The sequence below is a fragment of the Streptomyces huasconensis genome (assembly GCF_021028635.1).
GTDB lineage: Bacteria > Actinomycetota > Actinomycetes > Streptomycetales > Streptomycetaceae > Streptomyces > Streptomyces huasconensis.
Map to the genome: position 1 here is coordinate 629,417 of NZ_CP086119.1, position 25,096 is coordinate 654,512.

The 25,096-nt window shown below is 69.5% G+C and carries 20 protein-coding genes and 4 pseudogenes; 15 read left to right on the forward strand and 9 right to left on the reverse strand.

All coding sequences use genetic code 11. The annotated features are described in order from the left end of the window. Window positions 1-124 precede the first annotated feature (124 nt). Window positions 125-658, forward strand: coding sequence for a PadR family transcriptional regulator (locus J2N69_RS02740; RefSeq protein ID WP_230899275.1), 534 nt, complete (start codon window positions 125-127; stop codon window positions 656-658). Here the strand turns inward: J2N69_RS02740 and J2N69_RS02745 are convergent. Then, window positions 635-1,540 carry an oxygenase MpaB family protein gene (locus tag J2N69_RS02745; protein ID WP_230899276.1) on the reverse strand — a complete coding sequence of 302 codons (906 nt, stop codon included), beginning with the start codon at window positions 1,538-1,540 and terminating at the stop codon, window positions 635-637. The two genes, J2N69_RS02740 and J2N69_RS02745, sit on opposite strands and share 24 nt — an antisense overlap. 103 nt (window positions 1,541-1,643) lie before the next feature. Between J2N69_RS02745 and J2N69_RS02750 the strand changes: the two genes are divergently transcribed. Both J2N69_RS02750 and J2N69_RS02755 read left to right on the forward strand, forming a co-directional pair. Beyond that, window positions 1,644-1,943: a hypothetical protein gene (locus tag J2N69_RS02750; RefSeq protein WP_230899277.1), complete on the forward strand. Its 300-nt coding sequence runs from the start codon at window positions 1,644-1,646 to the stop codon at window positions 1,941-1,943. Then, window positions 1,907-2,092 (forward strand): annotated as a pseudogene (locus tag J2N69_RS02755) (hypothetical protein); the annotation flags it as partial. The gene J2N69_RS02750 and the pseudogene J2N69_RS02755, both read left to right, overlap by 37 nt. A gap of 109 nt (window positions 2,093-2,201) precedes the next feature. Here J2N69_RS02755 and J2N69_RS02760 read toward each other — a convergent pair. After that, entirely contained in the window at window positions 2,202-2,384 is a 183-nt protein-coding gene (locus tag J2N69_RS02760) for a hypothetical protein (RefSeq protein WP_127908830.1), read from the reverse strand. Window positions 2,385-2,590: 206 nt separating this feature from the next. After that, complete coding sequence (locus J2N69_RS02765) at window positions 2,591-3,646, reverse strand: fatty acid desaturase family protein (protein ID WP_230899278.1); 1,056 nt, start codon at window positions 3,644-3,646, stop codon at window positions 2,591-2,593. Between the two features lie 251 nt (window positions 3,647-3,897). On the opposite strand from J2N69_RS02765, the gene J2N69_RS02770 reads away from it, so the two are divergent. The 3 genes and pseudogenes from J2N69_RS02770 (at window position 3,898) to J2N69_RS02780 (ending at window position 9,880) form a co-directional block, all read left to right on the forward strand. Continuing rightward, window positions 3,898-6,777, forward strand: coding sequence for a DEAD/DEAH box helicase (locus tag J2N69_RS02770; RefSeq protein WP_230904549.1), 2,880 nt, complete (start codon window positions 3,898-3,900; stop codon window positions 6,775-6,777). Next, the gene (locus tag J2N69_RS02775) at window positions 6,774-8,096 is read left to right on the forward strand and encodes an SWIM zinc finger family protein (protein ID WP_230899279.1); all 1,323 of its coding nucleotides are present in this window, start codon (window positions 6,774-6,776) and stop codon (window positions 8,094-8,096) included. The genes J2N69_RS02770 and J2N69_RS02775 overlap by 4 nt, the downstream gene beginning before the upstream one ends. Window positions 8,097-8,570: 474 nt before the next feature. Then, a pseudogene (locus J2N69_RS02780) lies at window positions 8,571-9,880 on the forward strand (esterase-like activity of phytase family protein). A gap of 467 nt (window positions 9,881-10,347) precedes the next feature. Here J2N69_RS02780 and xylA read toward each other — a convergent pair. Next, a complete protein-coding gene (xylA, locus tag J2N69_RS02785; RefSeq protein WP_230899280.1) occupies window positions 10,348-11,514 on the reverse strand; it encodes a xylose isomerase in 1,167 nt (388 codons plus the stop codon). Window positions 11,515-11,637: 123 nt separating this feature from the next. Between xylA and xylB the strand changes: the two genes are divergently transcribed. From xylB to exaC, 6 genes are all read left to right on the forward strand, one after another. Continuing rightward, window positions 11,638-13,092 (forward strand): xylulokinase, encoded by a 1,455-nt coding sequence (gene xylB / locus J2N69_RS02790; protein WP_230899281.1) that lies wholly within the window; start codon window positions 11,638-11,640, stop codon window positions 13,090-13,092. A gap of 14 nt (window positions 13,093-13,106) precedes the next feature. Continuing rightward, a complete protein-coding gene (locus J2N69_RS02795; protein WP_230899282.1) occupies window positions 13,107-14,315 on the forward strand; it encodes an ROK family transcriptional regulator in 1,209 nt (402 codons plus the stop codon). Between the two features lie 581 nt (window positions 14,316-14,896). Further along, on the forward strand, window positions 14,897-15,937 hold the full coding sequence (locus J2N69_RS02800) for an acetamidase/formamidase family protein (RefSeq protein WP_230899283.1): 1,041 nt from the start codon (window positions 14,897-14,899) through the stop codon (window positions 15,935-15,937). Window positions 15,938-16,100: 163 nt separating this feature from the next. Then, window positions 16,101-16,700, forward strand: a complete 600-nt coding sequence (locus J2N69_RS02805; RefSeq protein WP_230899284.1) for an N-acetylmuramoyl-L-alanine amidase — start codon at window positions 16,101-16,103, stop codon at window positions 16,698-16,700. Between the two features lie 118 nt (window positions 16,701-16,818). After that, window positions 16,819-18,180 (forward strand): helix-turn-helix domain-containing protein, encoded by a 1,362-nt coding sequence (locus J2N69_RS02810; protein WP_230899285.1) that lies wholly within the window; start codon window positions 16,819-16,821, stop codon window positions 18,178-18,180. A 96-nt stretch (window positions 18,181-18,276) separates the two neighbouring features. After that, window positions 18,277-19,800 (forward strand): acetaldehyde dehydrogenase ExaC, encoded by a 1,524-nt coding sequence (exaC, locus tag J2N69_RS02815; protein ID WP_230899286.1) that lies wholly within the window; start codon window positions 18,277-18,279, stop codon window positions 19,798-19,800. Between the two features lie 92 nt (window positions 19,801-19,892). On the opposite strand, the gene J2N69_RS02820 is transcribed toward exaC, so the two are convergent. Continuing rightward, window positions 19,893-20,069 carry an integrase gene (locus J2N69_RS02820; protein WP_230899287.1) on the reverse strand — a complete coding sequence of 59 codons (177 nt, stop codon included), beginning with the start codon at window positions 20,067-20,069 and terminating at the stop codon, window positions 19,893-19,895. 717 nt (window positions 20,070-20,786) lie between these two features. Here J2N69_RS02820 and J2N69_RS02825 point away from each other — a divergent pair. Next, window positions 20,787-21,023: pseudogene (locus J2N69_RS02825) on the forward strand (MarR family transcriptional regulator); the annotation flags it as partial. 45 nt (window positions 21,024-21,068) lie between these two features. Here the strand turns inward: J2N69_RS02825 and J2N69_RS02830 are convergent. After that, window positions 21,069-21,326, reverse strand: coding sequence for a hypothetical protein (locus J2N69_RS02830; protein ID WP_230905022.1), 258 nt, complete (start codon window positions 21,324-21,326; stop codon window positions 21,069-21,071). Here J2N69_RS02830 and J2N69_RS02835 point away from each other — a divergent pair. Further along, window positions 21,325-22,176, forward strand: coding sequence for an EamA family transporter (locus J2N69_RS02835; RefSeq protein ID WP_230899288.1), 852 nt, complete (start codon window positions 21,325-21,327; stop codon window positions 22,174-22,176). The two genes, J2N69_RS02830 and J2N69_RS02835, sit on opposite strands and share 2 nt — an antisense overlap. Before the next feature lie 67 nt (window positions 22,177-22,243). Here J2N69_RS02835 and J2N69_RS02840 read toward each other — a convergent pair. From J2N69_RS02840 to J2N69_RS36625, 3 genes and pseudogenes are all read right to left on the reverse strand, one after another. Beyond that, window positions 22,244-22,507 (reverse strand): annotated as a pseudogene (locus J2N69_RS02840) (aldehyde dehydrogenase family protein); the annotation flags it as partial. A 690-nt stretch (window positions 22,508-23,197) separates the two neighbouring features. Beyond that, window positions 23,198-23,428 (reverse strand): DUF7683 domain-containing protein, encoded by a 231-nt coding sequence (locus tag J2N69_RS02850; RefSeq protein WP_230905023.1) that lies wholly within the window; start codon window positions 23,426-23,428, stop codon window positions 23,198-23,200. After that, window positions 23,425-23,691: a colicin E3/pyocin S6 family cytotoxin gene (locus J2N69_RS36625; protein WP_408056667.1), complete on the reverse strand. Its 267-nt coding sequence runs from the start codon at window positions 23,689-23,691 to the stop codon at window positions 23,425-23,427. The genes J2N69_RS02850 and J2N69_RS36625 overlap by 4 nt, the downstream gene beginning before the upstream one ends. Before the next feature lie 393 nt (window positions 23,692-24,084). Between J2N69_RS36625 and J2N69_RS02855 the strand changes: the two genes are divergently transcribed. Continuing rightward, window positions 24,085-25,041 (forward strand): hypothetical protein, encoded by a 957-nt coding sequence (locus tag J2N69_RS02855; RefSeq protein WP_230899289.1) that lies wholly within the window; start codon window positions 24,085-24,087, stop codon window positions 25,039-25,041. Window positions 25,042-25,096 lie beyond the last annotated feature (55 nt).

Here is a 25,096-nt window from a genome sequence, read left to right on the forward strand (position 1 = left end):
GTCAGGTCCGGCGCCGCGCCCCTCGCTCGCCGGTATCTTGAATATTCATGCCTATACATCGGCCACGATGTATAGCATACGTGATGTACCGCGAAGGCGAGGACGGTGCGGCAGAATACGGGGCATGCTCGAACTGGCCATCCTCGGTTTCCTCTGCGACACCCCTCTGCACGGCTACGAACTGCGCAAGCGCATCACCGCGCTGACCGGACACGTGCGGCCCGTTGCCGAGAGCACGCTTTACCCGGCCATCAAACGGCTGGAGAAGGCAGGGCTGCTGGCCCGTGAGACGCAGGCAGGGGCCGTCGCGGCGCCGCGCCACGTCCTCACCCTCACGCCAGAGGGCAGGGAGGAACTGCGTAAGCGGCTCGCGGAACCAGCGCGAGGCGACATCACCGACGAGAACCGCTGGTTCACGCTGCTGGCGTTCCTCCGTCATCTCGACGACGAGGCAGCCCAGGCGGCGGTGCTGCGCAGGCGGCTGGCCTTCCTTGAGGAGCCTGCGAGCTTCTTCTACGACGGTGATCGGCCGCTGCGCGCGGAGGAACTGGACGACCCCTTCCGGCGCGGCATCCTCACGATCGCCCGTGCGACCAGCCGGGCCGAACGGACCTGGCTGCACGAGACCCTGGCTTCACTCAGCGGGAGCACCCGCTGACCTGCCCTTGTGCGGCACAGGGCAACCACGGACGCCGGGCACCGGGAAGGAGCCGAGTTCCGCTACCTCGTAGCCGTCCGGGTAGCCCTTGATCTCCCAGTTCTGCCGGGCGTAGTGCGGCGCCCTGCGCGGCGGCATCAGTCGGACGGCACGCCCGCGCAACCGCACCGCGCCCCTCACCAGCGACCGTGTGACCGGGCCGGGCGGGGCGTAGCGGAACGCTTGCAGCAGGGGCTCGTCCAGCAGGGCAAGGGTGGCGGAACGCAGCATGGGCGCCAAGGGGCGGGGGTACCACGAGGCCATCAGGTCGAGCGTCGCGTCGGACACCTCACGCGCGCCCTGATCCCAGCCGAAGTTGGCCTCTTCGTAGTCGTCGAGGCAGCGCTCGAACTCTTCGTAGGAGCCCGGGATCTCTTTGATGCCCATGTGTTCCCCGAGAGTGCGGTAGTACGTGACGGCGGCGACCGTCTCGTGACGGGAGAGCCTGCGCCAGCCGTAGGAGTCGATCCATCGCTTGGGCATCACCACGAACGTGCACAGCACGTAGCACATGTCGTCATTGCTGATGTCATAACTGCGATGCATCTGGTTGATGCGGCGGATGGCGGTGCGGCCCTGATCGCTTGTGAAACCATGCTCGAGGACAGCGTCGAGGAGCAGAGCCGTGTCGTCGTACCTCTTCTGCGTACGGTCTGTCAGTTCGGCCGTCTCGGCGAGCAGGCGGCCGATGCTGGGCACCGCGTAGGTGCGGTAGAGAGCCAGCTCGAGTGCGCGCGTGTAGTCCCACGGGAATTCGAACGTCGCGGTGAGCCGATAGATCTCGAAGAAGTCTTTCTCCGGATCGAGACGCCTGATCCGTTCAAGCCGTTCGAAACGCTTCACCGCGCAGTCCCCCTTCTGTGACTGAAGCACTAACTCTACGTTGGGGAGCGGAAGATGAGTGGTTCAGCGGCGCAAGCCATGCCCCGGGGGGAAGGTCGACCGTATGTTTGACAAGTTCCGCAAGTTATGGCGCACAGGAGAGCGTGATGGGGGCGAGCGCACGCCGGGCCCCGTGAAGCGCGAGCGCGCCCACAATCTCTTCGAAGCGGCCGCCGTCTATGTGGCGGCCTGCGCCGAGGACGATCAGGACGAGATGGATAAGGCCACGGGGTGGGTCTCCCCGGAGGCGTTGTCCTTCGGCGTCAGTGAGCTGGCGTGCAGGGCCGTCATCGCCCTCGCACGGGAACGTGACGAGTCGCCTCGGGACGTAGCTCGTACGCTGCTGGGGCTGCCCGCGGCTTGAGCCACGGTCCGCCTCGTGGGGAGCGGATCGACGACATCGCGTTCGTACTCCTGGACGAGGAGCCCGGCGAAGTGCTGCCAGTGGGCCGGGGAGCCGAGCTTCCCGCGCTCCTGGAGGCCCTCGACAAGGAGGCTGGCCGCCCCGCTTGAACGGGTCCCACGAGCACGATCAGTGGCACGACGCGCTGTCCGGTTCGCCGGCGGACCCAACGACGCCCGGCCCGCGAGCGAACAGGGACCCCGAAGCCGCACAGCGGCCTCAGCGGCCGAGTTCCTTGCGTGTGACGCGGCGCAGTCTGCGCCGCTGCCCCGGGTCCAGCATCAGATAGGCCGCCGCGGGGACTCCGAGCACGATCAGGAGCGCGGCCCACCAAGGCAGCCAGATCAGCATGATGAGCCCGGCCGCCACACCTCCTGCGGCGATCTTCGCATTCGTCGACATGTGTTGCCTCCTTCGCGGCGGGTGCCGCTCTCTGCCTGAATGAACGGCGTCGGGCTTCGGACGGTTCCTGATCGCGACCCTGAGAGACCCCTGAGTCGGCCCCCTACTGGATTCCGGGATCAGGAGCGACCGTCCGGGCCGTCAACCCGTCAACCCGTCAGCCCGGCGACGCCCCGAACCCGAAGTGCGTACTCAGCGTCCGCCGCCTACTCCACTCGCAGGGGCTCGCCGACTTCGTACATGTGACGCAGCACCTGACGGTAGGAGTCGACGAATCCGGCCTCCGCGTAGGACATGTCCACCGCTGCACAGTGCGCGCGCACGGCCGGCTGGGCACGTCGCAGGTTCGGGCGGGGCATACTGGGAAACAAGTGGTGCTCGATCTGGTAGTTGAGCCCGCCCAGGAACCAGTCGGTGAGCAGCCCGCCGCGTATGTTGCGGGAGGTGAGCACTTGGCGGCGCAGGTGGCCCCAGCGCTCGCCGTCCGGGTCGGGCATCTCCATGCCCTTGTGGTTGGGCGCGAACGCGAGTCCGAGGTGCAGGCCGAACAGCGCCTGGTGGATGGCGGCGAAGGCGATCGCGTGGCCGAGAGGCATGGTGGCGAGCAGCAGCGTCACATAGCCCACTACGTGAGCGACGAGGAGCGTCCCTTCCGCCACGCGCTCGCGCGGCGACTGCCGGTGCAGATCCTGGAAGCCGTAGATCTTCATGGCTATGCCCTGGAGGAGCGTCAGCGGGAAGAACAGCCAGGCCTGGTTGCGGGTGAGCCACCCCCGAAACCCCACACGGAGCTTCGCCTGGTTGCTCGTCCACACGAGGACATCCGCCGCGACATCGGGGTCCTTCTCGACGTGGTTGGGGTTTGCGTGATGCCTGTTGTGCTTGTCGTTCCACCAGGCAGAACTCATCCCGAGCAACAGGTTGCCGTGCACGAGGCCGAGGACCCGACTGACGGAGCGGTTGCCGGTGATCTGCGAGTGTCCCGCGTCGTGGCCGATGAACGCCGTCCTCGCGCACAGGATGGACAGGGCGGGGGCCAGCAGCAGCACCCACCACGAGGCTCCTATGAAGAACATTCCCGCGCCTACGGCGATCAGCGCCAGGGCGTTGATGACGATGGAGCGTGTGTACCAGCCGATGCGACGATCCAGGAGACCCTGCTCTCTAATGGTGCGCAGCAGGGGCGCGAAATCACTTCCGGCGGGCTGCTTGCCGACTGCGGCTGGGGGCCGTTCCGCGACTGCTGCTGCGACTTGGGGCATGGGTGGGTCTCCGGTCTCCGGGTGATGAGGCTTGACCTGTCACAACGTACGGAGCAGTGACCTCCGGCAACCATGGCGCCACCCACCGTGTCGAACCGGGGGGCAGCACCACCGGAGGGAGGGGCTGGCCCCACCACACGCCAGACGAAGTGACGGGGATCACGGCCCGCATCAAAGCGGCTAACCCTCTTCGTGATGTACTCTCGGCCGCTCCGGTCTCAGTAGTCAAATTTGAGGAATGCGCCATCGCTGTGCACAAACGCCCTGTCGTCTCCCCCGACGAGATCTCTGAACTGTTGCGCTGTTCCGTTCTCTTCGTGCCCGCCGACCCTGCGCGGGGCGGCAGGGTCGCCTTCTGGTCCCCGGACGGCACCGAGCTGCCTTCGATCGTTGGCGGCACCTGCGAGGAGCTTTCCCTCGCCCTTCCGGGGGACGACGGCGTCGAACTGAGTGCCGTGCCCGCGGTACTGCTCCCCGTACGCGCGGCTTTGCCGGTCCTCACACGCGCGCGTGCCACGTCGGGAACCCATCCGACAGCTGCCTTCTGGGGCACGGCAGGGGTACTGGCGCTGCAGTTCGCCGCCCGCGGTCTGCTCCTGCCGGGACTGACGGCCACTGATCACGACTCCTGGCGCACGGGGCCGTTGGGAGCACCGGATCTGCAGAGACTTCGTGACCTCGCCGCGGCGATGCCACCGGCCGCCCACGCCCTGCCGTTGGACGGCGGCACACCGCTGCGCCTGCCCGAGCCGGAGCGGCTGCTGCGCCAGTTCCTCGATGCCGTGGCCGATACGCTGCCGCGCGCCCCCGCTGCCGCGCTGGCCGCGGGGGGCCCGGTCTTCGCGTCGTCGGAGCCGCAGCACGTTCCCGAGCAGCGGGCGTGGGCCGCGGACGTGGCGGCGGGGCACGACGCCGGGGTCCGGATCTCGCTGCGCGTGGAGATCCCCGGCCTCGTCTCGGTTACCGAGGGCGGTACGCGGCTTCCCTTCCGTGCCGTTCTGCAACTGCACAGTGTCAGCGATCCCTCTCTCGTCGCGGACGCGGCCGAGGTGTGGGCCGGGGTCGGCCCGACCGCGCAGGCCTTCGGGTCGCGCTCACGTATGGATGCCCTCCTGGCGCTGCGTCGCGCCACGCGCGCGTGGCCTCCGCTCGCGCCGCTGCTCTCCGCGACCGTGCCCGATGCGATCGAGCTGGCCGACGAGGAAGTCACCGAACTCCTCAGCGAAGGAGCCCGGATGCTCGCGGTCGCGGGCGTCGACGTGCACTGGCCCAAGGAGCTTGCACGCAGCCTCACCGCGCGCGCCGTCATCGGCCCGCCTGACGACGATCGACAGGACGACGCCAAGAGCCCGGACAAGCTGTCCTCGGACACGCCGTCGTTCCTCTCCGCCGATGCTCTGCTCGCCTTCAACTGGCGCTTCGCACTGGGCGACCAGCAGCTGACGCGCGACGAATTGGACCGCCTCGCCGAGTCGAACCGCCCCGTGGTGCGCCTGCGTGACCAGTGGGTCCTGATCGATCCTGATGAGGTCCGCCGCGCCCGCGACCAGCAGGACCGGAAGGTCACCGCGATCGACGCCCTCGGCGCGGCCCTGACGGGCACCACCGAGGTCGGGGGGCGACACGTCGACGTCGAGCCCACAGGCTGGCTCGCCACGCTGCGTGAGCGGCTCGCGGACCCCGAAGGCATGGAGCCCGTCGATCAGCCCGAGGCGCTCGCCGCGGAGCTTCGCGACTATCAGTTGCGCGGCTTGAACTGGCTGGCCCGGATGACGTCGCTCGGCCTCGGCGGCTGCCTCGCCGACGACATGGGTCTCGGCAAGACGATCACACTGATCTCGCTGCACCTGCACCGCCAGACCCAGAAGGAGACCGCGGGCCCCACTCTCGTGGTGTGCCCCACGTCACTGATGGGGAACTGGCAGCGGGAGATCGAGAAGTTCGCACCCGGCACGCGCGTACGACGCTTCCATGGAGCCCAGCGCAGCCTGGACGGCCTGGTGGACGGCGAGTTCGTGCTCACCACCTACGGCACGATGCGGCTCGACACGGAGCGGCTGAACCAGGCCTCCTGGGGCATGGTCGTCGCCGATGAGGCGCAGCACGTCAAAAACCCGTACTCGGCGACAGCGAAGCAGTTGCGGGCCATCGGCACACGCGCGCGCGTGGCGCTCACCGGCACACCCGTGGAGAACAACCTCTCCGAGTTGTGGGCCATCCTTGACTGGACCACGCCCGGCCTCCTCGGCAAACTCGGTGCCTTCCGTGCTCGCTACGCCAAGGCGGTGGAGGGCGGTGCGGACCCCGGCGCCGCGGAGCGGCTCGGGCAGCTCGTCCGGCCGTTCCTGCTGCGCCGACGCAAGTCGGACCCAGGGATCGCGCCAGAGTTGCCTCCGAAGACGGAGACCGACCGCGCCGTGTCACTCAGCGCGGAGCAAGTCGGCCTCTACGAAGCAGTGGTGCGGGAGACCCTCGCGGAGATCTCCGGAGCAGACGGTTTCGCGCGACGCGGGTTGATCGTCAAGCTCCTCACCGGCCTCAAACAGATCTGCAACCACCCCGCCCAGTACCTCAAGGAGGACAAGCCCCGGATTCCCGGCCGCTCCGGAAAGCTGGAGTTGCTCGACGAGTTGCTCGACACGATTCTCGCCGAGGGTGCGAGTGTGCTCGTCTTCACGCAGTACGTCCAGATGGCGCGGCTCATCGAACAGCATCTGGCGGCCCGCGGTGTCCCCTCGCAGTTCCTGCACGGCGGCACGCCGGTCGCGGAGCGTGAAGCGATGGTGCAGCGCTTCCAGGACGGTGTGGTGCCGGTCTTCCTGCTGTCTCTGAAGGCGGCGGGTACAGGCTTGAACCTGACCCGCGCCGAGCATGTCGTGCACTACGACCGCTGGTGGAATCCCGCCGTCGAGGCGCAGGCGACCGACCGCGCGTACCGCATCGGGCAGACACAGCCGGTGCAGGTGCACCGGCTGATCACCGAGGGCACGATCGAGGACCGCATCGCCGACATGTTGGTGCGCAAGCGGGAGTTGGCCGACGCGGTCCTCGGTTCGGGTGAGGCCGGTCTCACCGAGCTGACCGATGCCGAACTGTCGGACCTGGTGGAGCTGCGAGGGGGCACGCGATGAGTGACAGCCACGCCGAGACGTACAGGGCCGAGGACGGCCACAAGCACACCGGCGGCACCACGGACGAGCGTACGTTCGAGGCGCTGCCACCTCCCCACGGGCGCGGTTTCGCACAGACCTGGTGGGGTCAGGCCTGGATGAAGGCGCTGGAGGACACAGCCCTGGACCTCGCTCAGCTCAAAGCCGGACGTCGACTCGCGCGCGCGGGTGCCGTGGGCGCGGTCTCGGTGCGGCCTGGCCGGATAACGGCAGTCGTCAAGGACCGCGACGGCACCCCGCATCGCTCCGATGTGCTGCTGCAGGAGTTGAGCCCGGAGGAGTGGGATCGCTTCCTGGCGATGGCCATCGAGCGTGCCGGGCACATCGCGGCTCTCCTCGACCGGGACATGCCGCCCCATCTGGTGGAGGACTCCGCGGCGGCAGGCATCGAACTCCTGCCCGGCATCGGTGACCTGGAGCCTGAGTGCGACTGTGACGCATGGGACCACTGCGGGCATACGGCCGCGCTCTGCTACCAGGTGGCGCGGTTGCTGGACCAGGACCCCTTCGTGCTCCTGCTGATGCGGGGCCGTGGGGAGCGTGAGCTCCTCGACGAGCTGCACGAGCGCAGCGTCGCGCGTACCGAGGCCCCGGAGGCCGGTGAAGAGGCCGAGGACGGAGCTCCAGAGGGCGTCAGCGCCGCGGAGGCGTACGCGGAGGGCGCCATCCTGCCTCCGTTGCCCGCTCTGCCCATGTTGCCGCCTGAGCCGGGTCTGCCGCCGACGCTCGACACGGAGGCTGAGCCCGCGCCCGGGCTCGATGTGGCCGCCGTGGAGTTCCTGGCGGCGCAGGCGGCCGCCGAGGCGCACCGTCTGCTGGCCGACGCGCTCACCCCCGGCCATGAACAGCAGGCCGTCGAGCACGAGTTGACCACCGAGGAGGACGCCGTACGCCTGGCTGCCGCGGCTCCGGCACCCGCCATTGAGGCCCGGCTCGCGGCGGCCTCGGAGCGCGGCCGTGACGGTCTCGCTCTCGCCGTGCAGGCCTGGCGGTACGGGGGCCGGGCCGCGCTGCATGTACTGGAAGAAGAGTGGACGCCGAAGGATGACGCACTGGCACGCGCGCGTGCCGCGCTGGAAGCGGCCTGGGACGAAGGCGAGCGCCCACAACTGCAGGCGGCCCGCAATCGGTGGACCGTGATCGGCTCGGACGTTCAGCTGCGCCACGGGCGGGACGGCCGTTGGTGGCCCTATCGCAAGGAGCGTGGCCGCTGGACTCCGGCGGGGCCGGCGGCCCACGACCCGGCGACGGCTCTGGCCGTGGCGAGCGGCCGCGAGTGACAGGGCCGCGCTCGCCTCGTGGGTGATGTGCTGGGGCAGTGTGCTCCTCAGTGGGTGACGTGTTGCGGCGCGGCGGTGGGGGGCGCGGGCGGCGTGTGACTGGGCATGGGTCGGCCATGACGGGCGAGGAGGCGCCGGCGCGTACAGCGGTCCGGTGGCCTGTGGCGGCGCACCGATCGGCCCTTGGCCGAAAGGCATGCGGCGATCGCCGACGCCTTGGCCCCGGGCGCCACCCATGCGCGCCGAGAACACCGGAGCGCGCACTCGCCGTACCGACCACGCAGTACGGGCCAGTGCACGTCGATGGCGCCTCCTGCCCTCGCAGGAGGCGCCATCGGTGCGTACCCCGCCGTTCACCTCGGGGCTTCTTCGTGTTCTTGGCACCGGCTAAGTCTGGCCGCTGTGACCGAACTTGTGCCCCAGAAGACCCCGAGGTCCCCGCGCGCCGCTCGCAAGCGCCGCGTCCGCCGCTCCATGGCCATCGGCATCCCGCTCGCCGTGGTGGCAGGGATCGCCGCGGCCGGCACCGCGTCCGGCAGCCAGACGAGCATGAACCACAAGGAGGCGCGGATCACCGATGTGGCCACTCTGGGAGACATCCCTCTCGCAGAGTTCAGCAACGCCCTCCTGCCCGGGACAGTGAACGACGACCGCGGTGTAGACCTCGGCGGCATCGGAAGCGACCTCTACCCCGCCGACCGCAAGGGCGAATTCTGGACGGTCACCGACCGGGGGCCCAACGGTCAGATCAAGGTGGACGGCAAGAAGCGCCGCACCTTCCCGGTTCCCGGTTTCGATCCGGCCATCGTGAAGATCCGGGTCTCTGGGGACGGGTTGAAGGTGGTCTCCGCCCTGCCTCTCACCACGTCCTCCGGGAAGCCCGTCACTGGTCTGCCCAACCAGGAGGGGCGCGATGAGGCGCCGTACTCCTTTGACGCGAGAACCCCGGTCTCGTATGACCAGAACGGCCTGGACACCGAGGGCATCGTGCGGGCAGCCGACGGCAGCTTCTGGCTGGTCGACGAGTACGGGCCCTCTCTGGTCCACGTCTCCGCGCGCGGGACGGTGCTCAAGCGCTTCGTTCCCCAAGGGCTGAAGCTGCGCGGCGCCGACTATCCGGTGGTCGAGGCACTGCCCGGCATCCTGCTGCACCGCAAGACGAACCGCGGCTTCGAAGGCCTCGCCCAGCTTCCCGGTGGCGACCTGGTGATGGCCGTGCAGAGTCCGCTGTCTCTCCCCGACGAGGACGCGGGCGAAGCGTCACGCACGGCGCGGCTGCTGCGCTTCTCGCCGAAGAAGCAAGCGGTCACCGCCGAGTACGCCTACCGGTTCGACGCGGTGGACGTCGTGGACCCTGGCGAGGACGACACCTCCGAGTTGAAGATCTCCTCTGTGGTGGCTGTCGGACGTGACCGGCTGCTCGTACAGGAGCGCACCGACAAGGCGCCCGACTTCAGGCCGTCACGCTGAACCGCCGGGCCGACATCCGCGGCGGCAAGTGGGACAAGGCCACGACGCGACCCTCTTTGGAGCAGCTCGACGATCCCGCGGCCGCCGGGGTGCCCGTCCTCGGTAAGCGCCTGGTCGTCGATCTGGGCACCGTAAGCGGCGTACCCGACAAGATCGAGGGCGTCGCCCCAGTCGACGGGCGCACGCTGGCGCTCATCAATGACGACGACTTCGGGATGACGGACGGAGCGGAAGCGTTCGACAAGCACGGGCGGCTGGTGGACAGCGGCGTCGAGACCACCGTGACGTACGTGCGGCTGCCCCGGAGGTGCTGATGCAGGGGGCGTGGGGAGGGTCACCCGCGCAGTGCGGCCTAGTGCGGAGCTTCGTCCGGGGGCGGAGGGGTGAGCGAGCCGAGGCCGAGTAGGACCACGCGTCCAGGGCTGACGCCCTCCTTGGGCATCCCCTTGCAGCTTCCGAGCCAGCTCCCCACCGAGTGGCCCAGCGGGTCCCGTCCCGGCCCACCGACTTTCCGAGCGAGGACCGCGAGCAACGCGAACAGTCCCCTGCGCCGCCCTGAAGGCCCTCCAGGCGGGTGGACGGCAGCCATCCCCTGGTTCCGGAAGGCGGCCCGTAGCCGCCCCCTGCGGGCGGCCCGGCCCCTCCGCCGCTCCCTGGCGTCGGGCCACTGGGCGGAGGAGCTGGGGTGGTAACGGCGCATGGTCATACCGTCAAGAGTCGCCTCGAACCAGTCATGAGGCGATCCCGGTGCGTGAGTTGGCGTGGCCTCGGTGCCGCGCCGTCAGCCGCGCACGCCCAGGAGGTGATCCATCGCCAGCTGGTCGAGGCGCTCGAAAGCCATCCCGCGCGCGGCGGCCGCCTCCACATCGAAGGCCTCGTAGGCACTCCGGTCGGCGAGCAGTCCCGAGAGCCCGTCCTCGGCCGTGGGGAGTGCCAGCTCGTCCAGGCGAGAGGCGGTCAGCGCTTCACGCACCTCGGGGTCGGCGCGGAAGGCGGCGGCCCGCTCCCGCAGGATCAGGTAGTTGCGCATGCAGCCGGCGGCCGATGCCCACACCCCTTCGGCATCCTCCGTGCGGGGCGGCTTGAAGTCGAAGTGCCGCGGGCCTTCGTAACCGCCCCTTTCCAGGAGGTCCACCAGCCAGAAGGCGCTGCGCAGATCTCCTGCGCCGAACCGCAGGTCCTGGTCGTACTTGATGCCGGTCTGGCCGTTGAGGTCGATGTGGAAGAGCTTGCCCGCCCACAGTGCTTGGGCGATGGAGTGCGGGAAGTTCAGCCCCGCCATCTGTTCGTGGCCGACTTCGGGGTTGACGCCGAACAGTTCGGGCCTCTCCAGCCGCTCGATGAAGGCGAGGGCGTGGCCAACGGTCGGCAGCAGGATGTCGCCGCGCGGCTCGTTCGGCTTCGGCTCGATCGCGAAGCGCAGGTCGTAGCCCTGGGAGGTGATGTACTCGGCGAGCAGGTCGAAGGCCTCCTTCATCCGATCGAGCGCATCACGCACATCCTTCGCGGCACCCGACTCGGCTCCCTCCCTGCCACCCCACGCCACGTAGGTGCGTGCGCCCAGTTCCACCGCGAGGTCGATGTTGCGGATCGTCTTGCGCAGCGCGTAACGACGTACGTCCCGGTCGTTGGCGGTGAAGGCGCCGTCCTTGAAGACGGGGTGGGTGAAAAGGTTCGTGGTCGCCATGGGCACGACCAGGCCTGTCGCGTCCAGCGCCTGTCGGAAGCGCTTGATGTGGCCTTCCCGCTCTGTGTCGGACGACCCGAACGGGATCAGGTCGTCGTCGTGGAAGGTCACTCCGTAGGCGCCCAGTTCGGCCAGGTGGCGGACCGAGTCGGCGGGGTCGAGCGCGCCCCGGGTGGCGTCGCCGAACGGGTCACGGCCCTGCCAACCGACGGTCCACAGGCCGAAGCTGAACTTGTCCTCAGGAGTGGGCTGGTAGTTCATGTGCGGCTCCCTCACCTATTTCGTCATGGCTCTTAACAAATTAGTATCCGAGGGCGCCGCTGGGAAGGTCGGGGAGGGAACTCCGGGGCACGCCCGGGGTGAGCCGCAGGAATGGAGACCCGCATGTCATCAGCGCCATCGGTCCAGGGGCCCCTCGTCGTCGGAGTGGACAGTTCCACGCAGTCCACCAAGGCTCTGGTCGTCGACGCGGCCACCGGGCAGGTCGTGGCACGCGGCCAGGCGCCGCACCGGGTCACCACCGGTGAGGGGCGCGAGAGCGACCCTCAGGAGTGGTGGGAAGCGCTGTGCACGGCGCTACGGCAGTGCGGGCCTCTCGCGCGGGAGGCATCGGCGGTGTCGGTGGGTGGGCAACAGCACGGCCTGGTGACGCTCGACAAGGAGGGCAAGCCGGTGCGGCCCGCGCTCCTGTGGAACGACGTGCGTTCCGCCGCACAGGCCCGAGGGCTCCTTGAGAGGCTCGGAGGTCCCAAGGAGTGGGCCGATCGGGTCGGCAGTGTGCCGGGGCCTTCGTTCACCGTCACGAAGTGGGCCTGGCTCGCCGAACACGAGCCGGCCTCCGCGCGCGCGGCGGCCGCCGTTCGTCTGCCCCACGACTACCTCACCGAACGCCTCACCGGGCTCGGCACAACCGATCGCGGTGACGTCTCGGGGACGGGCTGGTGGGCGTCGTCAACGGAGACGTACGACGAGGAGATCCTCGGCATGGTCGGCCTGGACCCGGCGCTGCTGCCCCGCGTGGCACGCCCCGGCGAAGTCGTCGGCACCGTACGCGGGGGCAGTGAACTGCCCTTCTCCAAAGGCACACTGGTCGCCCCTGGAACCGGCGACAACGCCGCGGCCGCACTGGGGCTCGGGCTGCGCCCCGGCACCCCAGTGCTGAGTCTCGGCACCTCGGGCACGGTGTACGCGGTCTCGGAGCGCCGCCCCGCGGACCCGACGGGCACAGTGGCGGGTTTCGCCGACGCACGAGGCGCATGGCTTCCGCTGGCGTGCACGCTCAACTGCACCCTGGCCGTCGACCGGGTGGCCGCCCTGCTGCGCCTCGACCGTGAGGAGGTGGCCCCCGGTGGCACGGTGACCCTCCTGCCGTACCTGGACGGCGAACGGACGCCGAATCTCCCGCACGCCACCGGGGTGGTGCACGGCCTGCGGCACGACACGACGCGCGGACAGTTGTTGCAGGCCGCGTACGACGGGGCTGTGCATTCGCTGCTCGGCGCCCTCGACCTCGTCCTCGACAGGGACGCCGACAGGTCGTCCCCGCTGCTGCTCATCGGAGGCGGAGCGCGCGGTGCGGCCTGGCAGCACACCGTACGTCGCCTCTCCGGCCGTCCCGTCCAGGTGCCCAAGGCCCAGGAACTGGTCGCGCTCGGTGCCGCCGCGCAGGCGGCGGGCATCCTGACCGGAGAGGACCCGAGCGCCATCGCGCGGCGCTGGGGCACCGCCCAGGGGCCCATGCTCGACCCGGTGGAGCGTGACGACGCGACGCTGTCGCGGATCTCCGGGGTACTCTCCGACGCGGCGCCGCTCATGGACAGGGCGCCCCATGGGGAGTGAGGGCTGACCGAGGCATGACCGCACCGCTGCACGACAAGCGCCCGGGGACATCGGGTGCGCGGCTGCCCGACACTCAGCACGGGATGCGCCGCCGCAACCTCTCCCGGGTGATGTATGCCGTGGCCGCGCACGGCCCCCTGTCGCGGGCAGCCGTGGCCTCCCGGATCGGGCTGACGCGGGCCGCCGTCTCCACCCTCGTGGAGGAGTTGATCCGATCCGGGTTCTTGGACGAGCTGGGCCCGGAGCGCCCGGGCCGGGTGGGCCGCCCCGGTTCCGCCCTCGCGGTCAGCGCGCGGGGCCCGGTGGGCGTCGGGGCCGAGGTCGGCGTCGATCATCTCGCGGTCTGCGCGGTCGACCTGCGGGGAGAGGTCCGTGCCCGTGCCGTACGCCGGGTCGGCAACCGTGGCCGGTCGCCCGAGCCGGTGCTGCGGGAACTGACCGCCATGGTGCAGCAGGTCTGCGACGACGCCCGTCGGGCGGGGATGAGCCCGGCAGGCCTTGCGGTAGCTGTGCCGGGCCTCGTCGCCACGGACACCCGCACGGTCGTCCGCGCGCCCAATCTCGGCTGGCGCGACACCGACCTCGAACCGCTGCTCCTGTCCGGGCTCCCGCTGACCGTGGACAACGAGGCCAACTTCGGCGCGCTCGCCGAGCTGTGGCTCGGCGAGGGCATACCGGAGGACTTCCTCCACGTCTCGGCGGAGATCGGCATCGGCGCCGCGCTCGTCGTGGACGGCCGACTGCTGCGCGGAGCACGGGGTTTCGCGGGCGAGTTGGGGCACGTACCGGTGCGGGCCGAGGGGCCGTCCTGCCCCTGCGGGGGCCGTGGCTGTCTGGAGCAGTACGCGGGTGAGGTGGCGGTGCTCCGAGCGGCGGGGCTGGAGCCCGGCGAGGGCCGACTCGGGCTCCTCGCCGAGCGGGCCGCCGGGGGCGACAAGGCGGTGCGACGGGCCTTGCGTGGCGCGGGGACCGCCTTGGGCATCGCCCTCACGGGGGCCGTCAATCTCCTCGACCCCGAAGCCGTGGTGCTCGGCGGTGCGCTGTCCCGCCTCGCGCCGTGGCTGCTGCCGTCGCTGGAGCTGGAGTTGACGGGGCGGACAGGCGGCCGGGCCTGCGGAGTGACCGTGTCGGGGCTCGGGCCGGACGGGCCTCTGCTGGGGGCGGCGCACTCGGTGGTGCGGGCTGTGCTGGACGACCCGGTGGGAGTGTGCGCGGCCGGGTAGTTCGGTTGCGGACTGCGCGGTGCGTCCGTCGACCGCCGGGGCAGGCCGATGCGGGCTACGCGGGTCATACGTCGAGATCAGGGCGGGCCCATGCGGGCTGCGCGGCACCATGGGCAGGACCGCAGAGCCGACGCGCGGCGCGGGATCGATCCGGGGACCGGATCAGGCTGCCGGTCGGGTCGAGGGCGCGTAAATCCGCCACCCCCGGAAGGCGTTCGCCGGCCTTCCCCTCCCCCGTTCGAGTGGCCGAGTTTTCCACAATCGCGCGACTGTACACAGATGCGAGCTATGCCCTTCCGCCCCAACCAGCGGGCGCCGTACCGTAATTCACGCGGGAAGCCGTTGGCCGGACGGCGACGGCGTCCCTGCGGATCGGGGGTTCATGCCGATGTCGGTCCGGATCGGGCTGGTGGCTTGGCTTGCCACGACACCGCGAGCAACAAGAGCGACTAGGGCGACTAGGGCGACTAGGGCGACTAGGGCGACCGAAGCAGCAAAAGCGATGAGAGCGGCAAGAGGCCCGGGAAGGCAGTCCCGCCCAAAAGCAGCGGCCCACCGGGCCAGAGTGGAGCAGTGCAGCGATGAGCGACCCCCGCATTCTGACCGTGCGGCCCGAACCGAGCGAATACGCCTGGACCTTCGGCGGCGCCCCGCCAGTGGCGCGCATCGTGCCGGGTACGGTCCTTGACCTGTTCACCGAGGACTGCTTCGCCGGGAACGTGCGCTCGGAGAAGGACCTCGTCTCTGAGGTGTGCGAGTTTCCCTTCCTCAACCCGCAGACGGGACCCTTCTACGTGGAGGGCGCGGAACCCGGCGACACCCTGGCCGTGCACTTCGTGTCGATCGAACCGGCCCGGGACTGGGCGGCGTCCACGACCGTCCCGCTCTTCGGCGCCCTCACGTCCACTCACTCGACCGCTTCGCTCCAGGCGCCGCTGCCGGAAGCCGTGTGGATCTGGCAGTTGGACAGGGCTCGCCGCACCGCACAGTTCAGCGCGCGGGACAGCGAGTTCGAGATCGCCCTGCCGATGGACCCGATGCACGGCACGGTCGGAGTCGCACCGGCCAATCTGGAGGTGCGCTCGGCACTCGTGCCCGACGCCCACGGCGGCAACATGGACACACCCGAGATGCGAGCGGGAGTCACGTGCTATCTGGGCGTGAACGTCGAGGGTGCGTTGCTGAGTCTGGGTGACGGGCACGCGCGCCAGGGTGAAGGGGAGACCTGCGGGGTCGCTGTCGAATGCGCGATGAACACCGTGGTGATCGTCGAACTTCTGAAGGGCGTGGCCACGCCTTGGCCGCGCCTGGAGTCCGACACGCACATCATCTCGACAGGGTCGGCACGCCCTCTGGAGGACGCGTTCCGCATATCGCAACTCGACCTGGTCCAGTGGCTGGTGCGTGACTACGGGTTCAGTGAACTGGACGCCTATCAGTTCGCGACACAGACCGTCGAGTCGCCGCTCGCCAATGTCTGCGACACGAACTACACGTGCGTGGCCAAGCTCCGCAAGGAGTGGCTGCCCGCGCGCGAAACGCACCGCGGTATGCACACGCGGCTGCGGGAGACAGCCGCCGTGCTCCCTTACGGCGCAACTCGCAGCCCCTCCCAGGCTTAGCCCGGGCTGTACTCCCCCGGTCTTCGTCCCAGCTGTCTTCTCCCGACCCGAGTCCCAACTGTTTCTCCCGGCCGGAGCCCCTCCGCCATGGCAGTAGTCGCAGCGGCTCTCTCCCGTGCAGCGCGCCAGTCCAGCCGTTCCCCTACCGAGAGGCAGGTCAGTCATGGATGGAACGAGACCTTTCCCGAGTCGGCGCCGACTGCTCCAGGGCGCGGTCGCCGCCGCTTTTCCGGCGGCGCTCGCGAGCACGAACCGCGCGACCGCTCAGGCAGGGGCGGTCGACTACCCCTTGGCCGAGTGGGTTCCGGCCAGTACTTCCAACTACACGGCCTCCAGCCGCCCCACCAGCTATCCCATCGACTACGTGGTCATCCACGTGACCCAGGAGACATACGCGGACACGCTCGCCATCTTCCAGAACCCGGCGAAGAGGGTCTCGGCCCACTACGTGGTGCGTTCCCGTGACGGCCACATCGCCCAGTGCGTGCGCGACCGCAACATCGGCTGGCACGCCGGCAACTGGACCTACAACACGCGCAGCATCGGCATCGAACACGAAGGGTGGATCGACAAACCGCAGTACTTCACCAACGCGATGTACGAGCAGTCCGCAGCGCTGACAGCCGCCATCTGCGCGACGTACGACATCCCCATGGACCGTGAGCACATCATCGGGCACCACCAGATACCCGGTTCGGACCATACCGACCCCGGCCCGTACTGGGACTGGTCGCGCTACATACGCCTCGTCAACTTCGCCTGAGGGTGGCTTCGCCCCACCTCGGCCAGAAGCAGGGCGCCTCACCCGTCACGGCACGCTTGTCGGTCACAGTGCCCGGAGCGACGATGGCACCACCGCATCACCGTCTCGGGAGGCCGAGTTGACCAATCCATGGGTGGCTCTTGAACCGGGCGCGGACCCTGCCGAGCGGGTGCGGGTGCTGCGACGGGCGCACGAGAGGTTCACCGCTGCCGGGACAGTGGTGCGTCCGGTGCGTCCGGTCGTGGCCGACTCGTGGCGAAGGTCGGCCAGGGCCCACGTCAGCCCGGAGGGCACCGGCGCGGCGGTGGAGCCGTCCGACGGCGACCTCGGGGCATATCGGGCGGAGCATCCGCTGGCCAGGGTGATGCCCTTGTTCCGGGAGTTGATGGGCACCTTTGCGACGGACGGAGAGCACTTGCTCGCCGTGTGTGACGCGCGGGGCCGGCTGTTGTGGGTCGAGGGTCACGCGGTGGCGCGGCAGCGCGCGGGGCGGATCAACTTCGTGCCGGGCGCCCGGTGGGCGGAGTCCGCGGTCGGAACCAACGCGCCGGGGACGGCGATCGCCGTGGACCGGCCGGTGCAGGTCTTCGGCGCCGAACACTTCATGCGGGGCGTGCAGCCATGGACGTGCGCGGCGGCTCCGGTGCACGACCCGCGGACCGGGAGGCTCATGGGGGCGGTCGACATCACGGGTGGGGACGGCCTCGCACACCCGCACAGCCTGGCTTTCGTGCAGGCGGTGGCGAGGGCCGCGGAGTCCCAGCTCGCACTGCTCGCGCCGCCGACGGGAGCGGGGGAAGCGGTGGAGATATCGGCGCTGGGCAGGGACGAAGCGCTGCTCGTGGTGGACGGGCGGAAGGTGCGGCTCAGCCGCAGGCACAGCGAGATCGTCGTGCTGCTCGCCCACCATCCGGAGGGGCTGAGCGGGGACGAGCTGTTGTGCGCGCTGTACGAGGATGAGTCGGTGCCGCAGGTGACGTTGCGGGCGGAGATGGCTCGGCTCAGGCGAGTGGTCGGGGCGGAGTTGCTGCGGTCTCGTCCGTACCGCTTGGCGATGCCTGTCGCATGCGATGCCGGCCTGGTCGAGCGTCGGCTGGGGACCGGTGCGGTGGCGGCGGCAGTCGCCGCGTACGCCGGGCCGCTGCTCCCGCAGTCGCAGGCGCCCGCGCTGGTCCGCCTCCGTCGCAGGCTGGCCGACCAGTTGCGGGCGGCGCTGGTCGCTCGCGGCGACCCCGACCTGCTGGCGGACTGGGCGCACGCTCCCTGGGGCGAGGACGACCTGGTGGTGTGGCGGGCGCTGGCCGCGCTGCGCCCCACGCCTCCCGTTCTGGCGCGCCTGCGTGAACTCGACACCGAGCTGGCCTTCGCCGGGCACGGCTCTGGCCATGTCTACGGGCACGGCTCCGGCCCCGGCCCCGGCTTCAGGCACGGCCACGGCTCCGGGCACGGCCACGGCCGCAGCTCCCAGCGACCGTACTGAGGAGGACCTTCGCAACGTACATGCAACGTCCGCGTTCTTAGCCTCCGGGCGAGAGCTGCCCGACCGTGGGCAGCCTTCCCCGGGAGGCCAGCCAAGATGACCCGTTACGCAGCGCCCGGCTCCGAGGGCGCGATCGTCGACTTCCAGGCGCGCTACGACCACTTCATCGGTGGCGAGTATGTGGCGCCCGCACGTGGGCAGTACTTCGAGAACCCGAGCCCGGTCAACGGCCAGCCCTTCACCGAGGTGGCCCGGGGTACCGCCGAGGACGTCGAGCGGGCCCTCGATGCGGCGCACGCGGCCGCGCCTGCGTGGGGGCGGGCGTCCGTCACCGAACGGGCCGATGTCTTGCGGAAGATCGCGGACCGGATGGAGGCCAACCTCGAACAGCTCGCGGTGGCCGAGAGCTGGGAGAACGGCAAACCGATCCGCGAGACCCTGGCAGCGGACATTCCGCTCGCCATCGACCACTTCCGGTACTTCGCGGGGGTCATCCGCGCCCAGGAGGGGTCGCTGAGCGAAATCGACGAGGACACCGTCGCGTACCACTTCCACGAGCCGCTCGGTGTGGTCGCACAGATCATTCCGTGGAACTTCCCAATCCTCATGGCGACGTGGAAGCTGGCACCGGCACTCGCTGCCGGAAACGCGGTCGTCCTCAAGCCCGCCGAGCAGACGCCCGCCTCCATCCACTATTGGATGAGCCTGGTCGCCGATCTGTTGCCGCCGGGCGTGGTCAACATCGTCAACGGTTTCGGCGTGGAGGCGGGCAAGCCGTTGGCCTCAAGTCCGCGTGTCTCGAAGGTCGCCTTCACCGGGGAGACCACCACGGGCCGGCTGATCATGCAGTACGCCTCCGAGAACATCAAGCCGGTGACATTGGAGCTGGGCGGCAAGTCGCCGAACATCTTCTTCGACGACGTGTGCGCCGCCGACGACGACTTCCGTGACAAGGCGCTCGAAGGCTTCACGATGTTCGCGCTCAATCAGGGTGAGGTCTGCACCTGTCCGTCGCGGGCGTTGGTGCAGCGCGGCCACTACAGCGATTTCCTCGAAGCGGCGATCGCCCGCACCGAGCAGATCAAGGCAGGGCATCCGCTCGACACCGACACGATGATCGGCGCCCAGGCCTCCAACGACCAGTTGGAGAAGATCCTCTCCTACTTGGACATCGGCCAGCAGGAGGGCGCCAAGGTCCTGACGGGCGGCCAACGCATTGAGTACGACGGCGAATTGGCGGGCGGCTACTACGTCCAGCCGACCATCTTCGAAGGTGACAACCGCATGCGGATCTTCCAGGAGGAGATCTTCGGCCCGGTCGTCTCGGTCGCGTCGTTCAACGACTTCGACGACGCCATCAAGGTCGCGAACGACACGCTGTACGGGCTGGGTGCCGGGGTGTGGACGCGGGACATGAACACCGCGTACCGGGCGGGCCGTGCGATCCAGGCGGGCCGCGTCTGGACGAACTGCTACCACGCGTATCCGGCGCATGCGGCGTTCGGTGGGTACAAGCAGTCGGGCATCGGCCGAGAGACGCACAAGATGATGCTGGAGCACTACCAGCAGACGAAGAACCTCCTGGTGTCGTACTCGGCGAAGAAGCTCGGCTTCTTCTAGACGCACGAAAAGGGGCGCCTGACCTGGGCTTTTACCAGTCAGGCGCCTTCCGCTCGGCCCGCTCCGGTCTACTTCCGGTCCAAGTCCCCGACTCACCCCTCAGACGCCCCGCCCTGGCTGACGCGGTCCCACTCCGCCATGGACTGCTCGATGAGGCGGTTGGCCTGCTTCCGGACGCCGTCCAGGAACTTGGCGTAATGACGGAAGAGGACCTCGATGCTCTGCCCCGCACGGCGAGCGCATTCGGCCGGGTCCATCCCGGAGTACAAGCAAGAACGAGATCCCGGCGTGCCGCAGATCGTAGGGCCGCTTGGCTAGAACGGAGGCGAGTTCCGTGCGAGTCAGGACATGCTTCCGTGCCCGCGCCCACGTAATGCCGTACGCAGACGCGGCCACGTAGTTGTCTGCCTGGCTCCGGAAGAGCCGACCGTCCGGTGCCACGCCGAACTGTTTGATGTGCGCGCGCAGGATGCGCACGAACTGCGGCGGGACGGGCACCGGCCGGGTCGCGGTAGCCGCACGGCGCTTGAGCGAGTGCACCTCGTGCACCGCGCCGTCGTCCGTCCACTCCTTGCCCGCGGTGATGACGCCGCCCGACAGGTTGAGCATCCCCCAACCGGCCTCGGGCAGATGGCACTGTTCGAGCCAGAGGTGAATGACCTCCGCCGGCCGCATGGCCGCGTAGTACATACAGCCGAAGACGCCTCCAAGTGGGAGCCGCGCCCGCACTGCTGAGCAACCGCGCCAACGCCAAGCAGACGGGCGACTTGGGTTGGATTGGGGACGGCAGCCGGGTCCACCTCCTCGCTGACCGTCGGAGCGTTCCACCTGTGCAGCGCCGTCTTGGCCGCAGCCGGAAGTCGGCGCGGGACGGGTACGCGGCTCGGTGGCGGGGGCTGCCGCGCCGCGCGCCGGACCAGGAGTGGCTCTCGGCGGCGCAGCACATGGCGTTGTTTGTCGCAGCCCAAGGGGGTTATGCATGAGTCATGCATGATGAATTACGTACGGCGAATCTGCTGGGGGCACTCTCGCTTGCTCTCAGTGACGTGGTGACGGCGGAGGCGACCGCTTCGGCCGGTACCAGTTCGAGCGGGGCGGCCGCGTTGGTGGTGTTGTCCACGACTTCCGGCTTGAGCGTGACCGAGCTGGGACGGCGCGTGGGACTGAGCCAGTCCGCCGCGGCCCGCATGGTCGAGGGACTGGAGAAACAGGGACTGGTCCGCAAAGAGCCCAGCTGGGGAGGGTGGGTCCGCCTCCAGCTCACCGATCTAGGCGAGGAAGCGGCACACCGCCTCCTCGTCTCCCGGAGCGAGGCGCTGCGCCAGGCCCTGCACCACCTCGACCCCCGCGAGCAGGAACAGCTCGGCGGGTTGTTGAGCAAGCTTCTGACAGGTTTGTACCGGCAGCCGGGTGACGCCGAACGCATATGCCGGTTGTGTGACCGATGTGTCTGCGTCCAGGGCGGTGCGATCTGTCCGGTGGGGCAGGCGGACCGGGACCACCGAGCGAGCGGCGAGCGTGACCATGGGTGAACTGCTCGCTCTGCTGTCCGCTCTGTGTTTCGGTATCACGCACTTCGTCAACGGCTTGGTCTCGCGCAGACACGACGGACTGACCGTGGCTCTCCACGCGCAACTGGGCGGCACCGTGCTGGGGCTGATTCTTGCCCTGTCCCTGAACGGCGGTTCCGCCACGCTCGCGGACTACGGCTGGGGGGCCCTGTCGGGGGTGGGGACAGGAGTGGGAGTGGCCTTCCTCTACCGGGCGATGTCGAAGGGGGCGATGAGCGTGGTCGTCCCGGTCAGCGACGTCGGAGCCGTGGCTCTCCCGGTACTGGTCGGGGTGGGTTTCTTGGGGGAACGCCCGCGAGTCCCCGCCTGGTTGGGGATCGCCGCTGTCCTGCCCGCGCTGTGGCTGGTCTCGCAGAGTTCGCCGGAACCGGACGGCACACGTCAGCGGGGGACGGTGTCCGCAGGAGTGCCCAGCGCCTTGGTCGCCAGCGTGGGTTTCGGTGTGCAGTTCCTGGCGATGGCGCAGGTGGACAAGGACAGCGGCTTGTGGCCCGTCGTGCTGAGCCGCGTGGTCTCGGTCGCCGTCATCGCGGTGGTCCTGGGAACGTACGGTGCGAGCTGGAGGCTGAGGGGATGGCCCTGGGCGGCCACGGTGGCGGCCGGCGCCCTGGGCACTCTGGCGATCGTGCTGTACCTGGAGGCCACCAGGCAACAGCTCATGGCCATCGCCACCGTGCTCTCGGCGCTCTACCCCGCCATCCCTGTCCTCCTCGCCCTGGTGGTACTGAAGGAGCGCCTGAACCGGGGTCAGGTGGCGGGGCTGGTCTGTGCGGCGCTAGCCATCGGGCTCATCGCGCTGCGCTGAGCCCGACGACCCTCCGTTCCGGGGCCGAGGGGCCCCGAACGGAGGCGCCCGGGGCGGAGGGGCCCGGCTACGTCGAGGGGCCCGGCTCCCCCAGGTAGGTCATGACGTGCTTGACGCGGGTGTAGTCCTCCAGGCCGTAGGACGAGAGGTCCTTGCCATAGCCGGAATGCTTGAACCCTCCGTGCGGCATTTCGGCGGCGACCGGAAGGTGGCAGTTGATCCAGACACATCCCGCGTCGATCCTCCGGGCCAGGGTCATCGCGCGTCGGTGGTCCCGCGTCCAGACCGAGGACGCGAGACCGTACCGCACGCCGTTGGCGAGGCGGACGGAAGGGGCCGCCGGCCTCGTGTCGATCGATCTGCCGCGCCGACGTGAGTCCCTGCCGAGGCAGTCGCCGCCAAACGGCCAAGGGCTGCGGATCACCGACCCGGTGGTGGCGGGCCCTTGGTCTCCATGCCACTGCGGACGATGGTGACGCCACCGCACGGGGGCGCTCGGTGGCCCGCCGGGCCGGTGCGGCCGCGGTCGCTTCCCGGTGCGGGGCGGAGCCACCGTCATCCCGCTCTTGACCAGCTCTTCCGTTCTATTTCCGGCCCAAGTCCCGACACACCCCTCAGGAGCCGTACCGGGCCCGGAGGCGGCTCCGCCATCGATCCCCGTATATGTCTTCGGTCGAGGAAAGCCGGGGAGGCCATGTCATATCCCGACCGCCGACCATCCCGGCAGATTCCTCCATGCCTTGGCGGATTCGGCGAGTTCGCGCGGCTGCGTCACCCTGATCTACGCCGTCAGCGTCTCCGCCACGGCCACGTCGCAGACGGCAGCATCCGAGGGAGGCGGGGAATAGGGGCTCCTGCCCCTCGCGGTCCTCGGCCACGGACGTACTTCAACGGGGATGCTGTGCCCCCACGTCCAGTGACCGGACCTTCCTGTGCTCCCTGCTCCCTGCTTGATCGCATGTCTCCGGCATCCGTTTGCGCGGTCCCGCAGAGAGCTGTTCCGGCGGGACCGCACCGCAGGTCAGCCCTCGGCGGCCTCCAGGAAGTACTCGTAGGAATCCAGGTCGAGACGCACATCGGCAAGCCGGCCGAGTGCCGCCGCCTGGTTCTCCTCAAGGGGGTACACGTCGACGAGACGGTCGGCCGGGATGCCCACCACGTCGGCTGCAGCCTCCAGGCCGATCCCCGAGACAACCAACTCCCGCTCAGGAAAGTCGGAGTCCTTTCTGTAGACGGTGATCAAAATCTTCACGGGGCCACCTCTCGTGACTTGGCCGCGGGCTTTGTCTCGGCGACCGTTGTGGGGTCGTACTCGCCGAGATGTTTGCCTCGCTTGTTGCACTTCTCGACAGTGCCATGCGGGAAGTCCCACTCATAAATGTTGCCCTTTGGGCACGCACCGGGCCGGGGTCCGCTTTTCTGGTGACGCCCCCCGTGCCCTGAGCGTCCCGCAGCGCCGCTCTGAGGTCCTCGTCGATGCGGCCGATGCCGTCGGCGGACGTGAACGCGCCGCATGGGCGGCGGTCCATGACTCGTCGGCCGAACCACGGGCCCATTCGGCCGAACTCTGCGCCAGTGTCCCTGAGTTGGCGGCAGCAGCCGCAGCTGCGTGCCTTGTCCGCTTCGGCGACGGCCTTGTCGGCCACGGCGGCGGCGCGTGCGGCGAGCCCGCTTCGAACGAGGACAACTCGTCGAACGAACCGCCGCTCTCGTGGCATGGGTAACCCATCCTTGCCGCTGGGCCTGCGGGTTGCGAGTGAGTGTTCGTCAGGGCAGCTCGCGCACCCGGTCCGCCTGGATGACGAGATCGGCTCCACCGTCCGACGGAGGTGGACGCTCCCCGTGGTGGACGTACACGAGCAGGGTGATGTCCGAGGCTGGAGTACCTGCGGGGAGAGGGGCATCCAGGTGGAACGCTGGGACCGGGTCGGACGGTGCGCGGGATACGGGGCGGCGCTGGCCATAGCGCCCTACTTGTTGATCAAAGTGTCGTGGGTCGTCGGCTCGCTGCTGGGACTGGCACCGATCGGGAAGGGCTTCAACCTTGCCAGTTGGGTCCTCCTCAATACCGTGACCATCGGCATGGCCGCGACCGGTATGGCCCTGGCGCTCGCCTTGGTGCGGCCCTGGGGCATGCGGACACCGGGGTGGCTGGCGGCCTTCTGCGCCTGGACGGGGACAGGATTCCTCGTGTCGATCCTGCCGTACGCCGTGCTCAGCACGGTGCTGGATGCCGTGCGCGGCGACACAGCGAACAGCGGGGGCGACGACTCTGCCATGCCCGGCTGGGAAGGCGCTCTGATCCAGTGCAGCTTCATCGGGATGGGACTGGGGCTGACCCTCGCCCTCCCCGCCTACCTGCGGCGGCGCTGGCCGGAAGTTTTCACCGCGCGAGCCGGGGGCAGCACGCGTACCGCTGTGCCCTGGTCCGCGTTCGTCGCGGCCGTCGTCGGACTTGCGTGGCTGTACTGGGCGGTTGGCGGCACCCTCGGAGTCGCACACCCGGCGGAACAGGACACCAAGTGGTACCTGCTGACGGGTGTGGGTGCGTTCTGGGCACTGGCCGGAGCCGCCGCCATCCGAACGCTCGCCCGATCACGTCCCGCCCGCGTACCCCACCCCCTCCTGCTGACGCTCGGCTGGCTCGGGTCGGGCTCACTCTTCGCGTGGAGCGGCTGGAAACTGCCACTCACCCTGTTCGTAGCCCTGGCCCACCCGACCGACGTCACCCTGCCGGAAGACCTCGCCGTCGCCGCGGTACTGCACCTCGCCGCCGTTGTGGCGGGGGCCGGCATGCTGAGATCACTTGTCGGCTCACACCCTCGCACCACCGCCGGCGCCGGCCCGACACTCCTGCACACATAAGAGCTGGGTTGATACGACAAGCCCACCCAGGCGACGTTCACCGATGTTCGCCGAC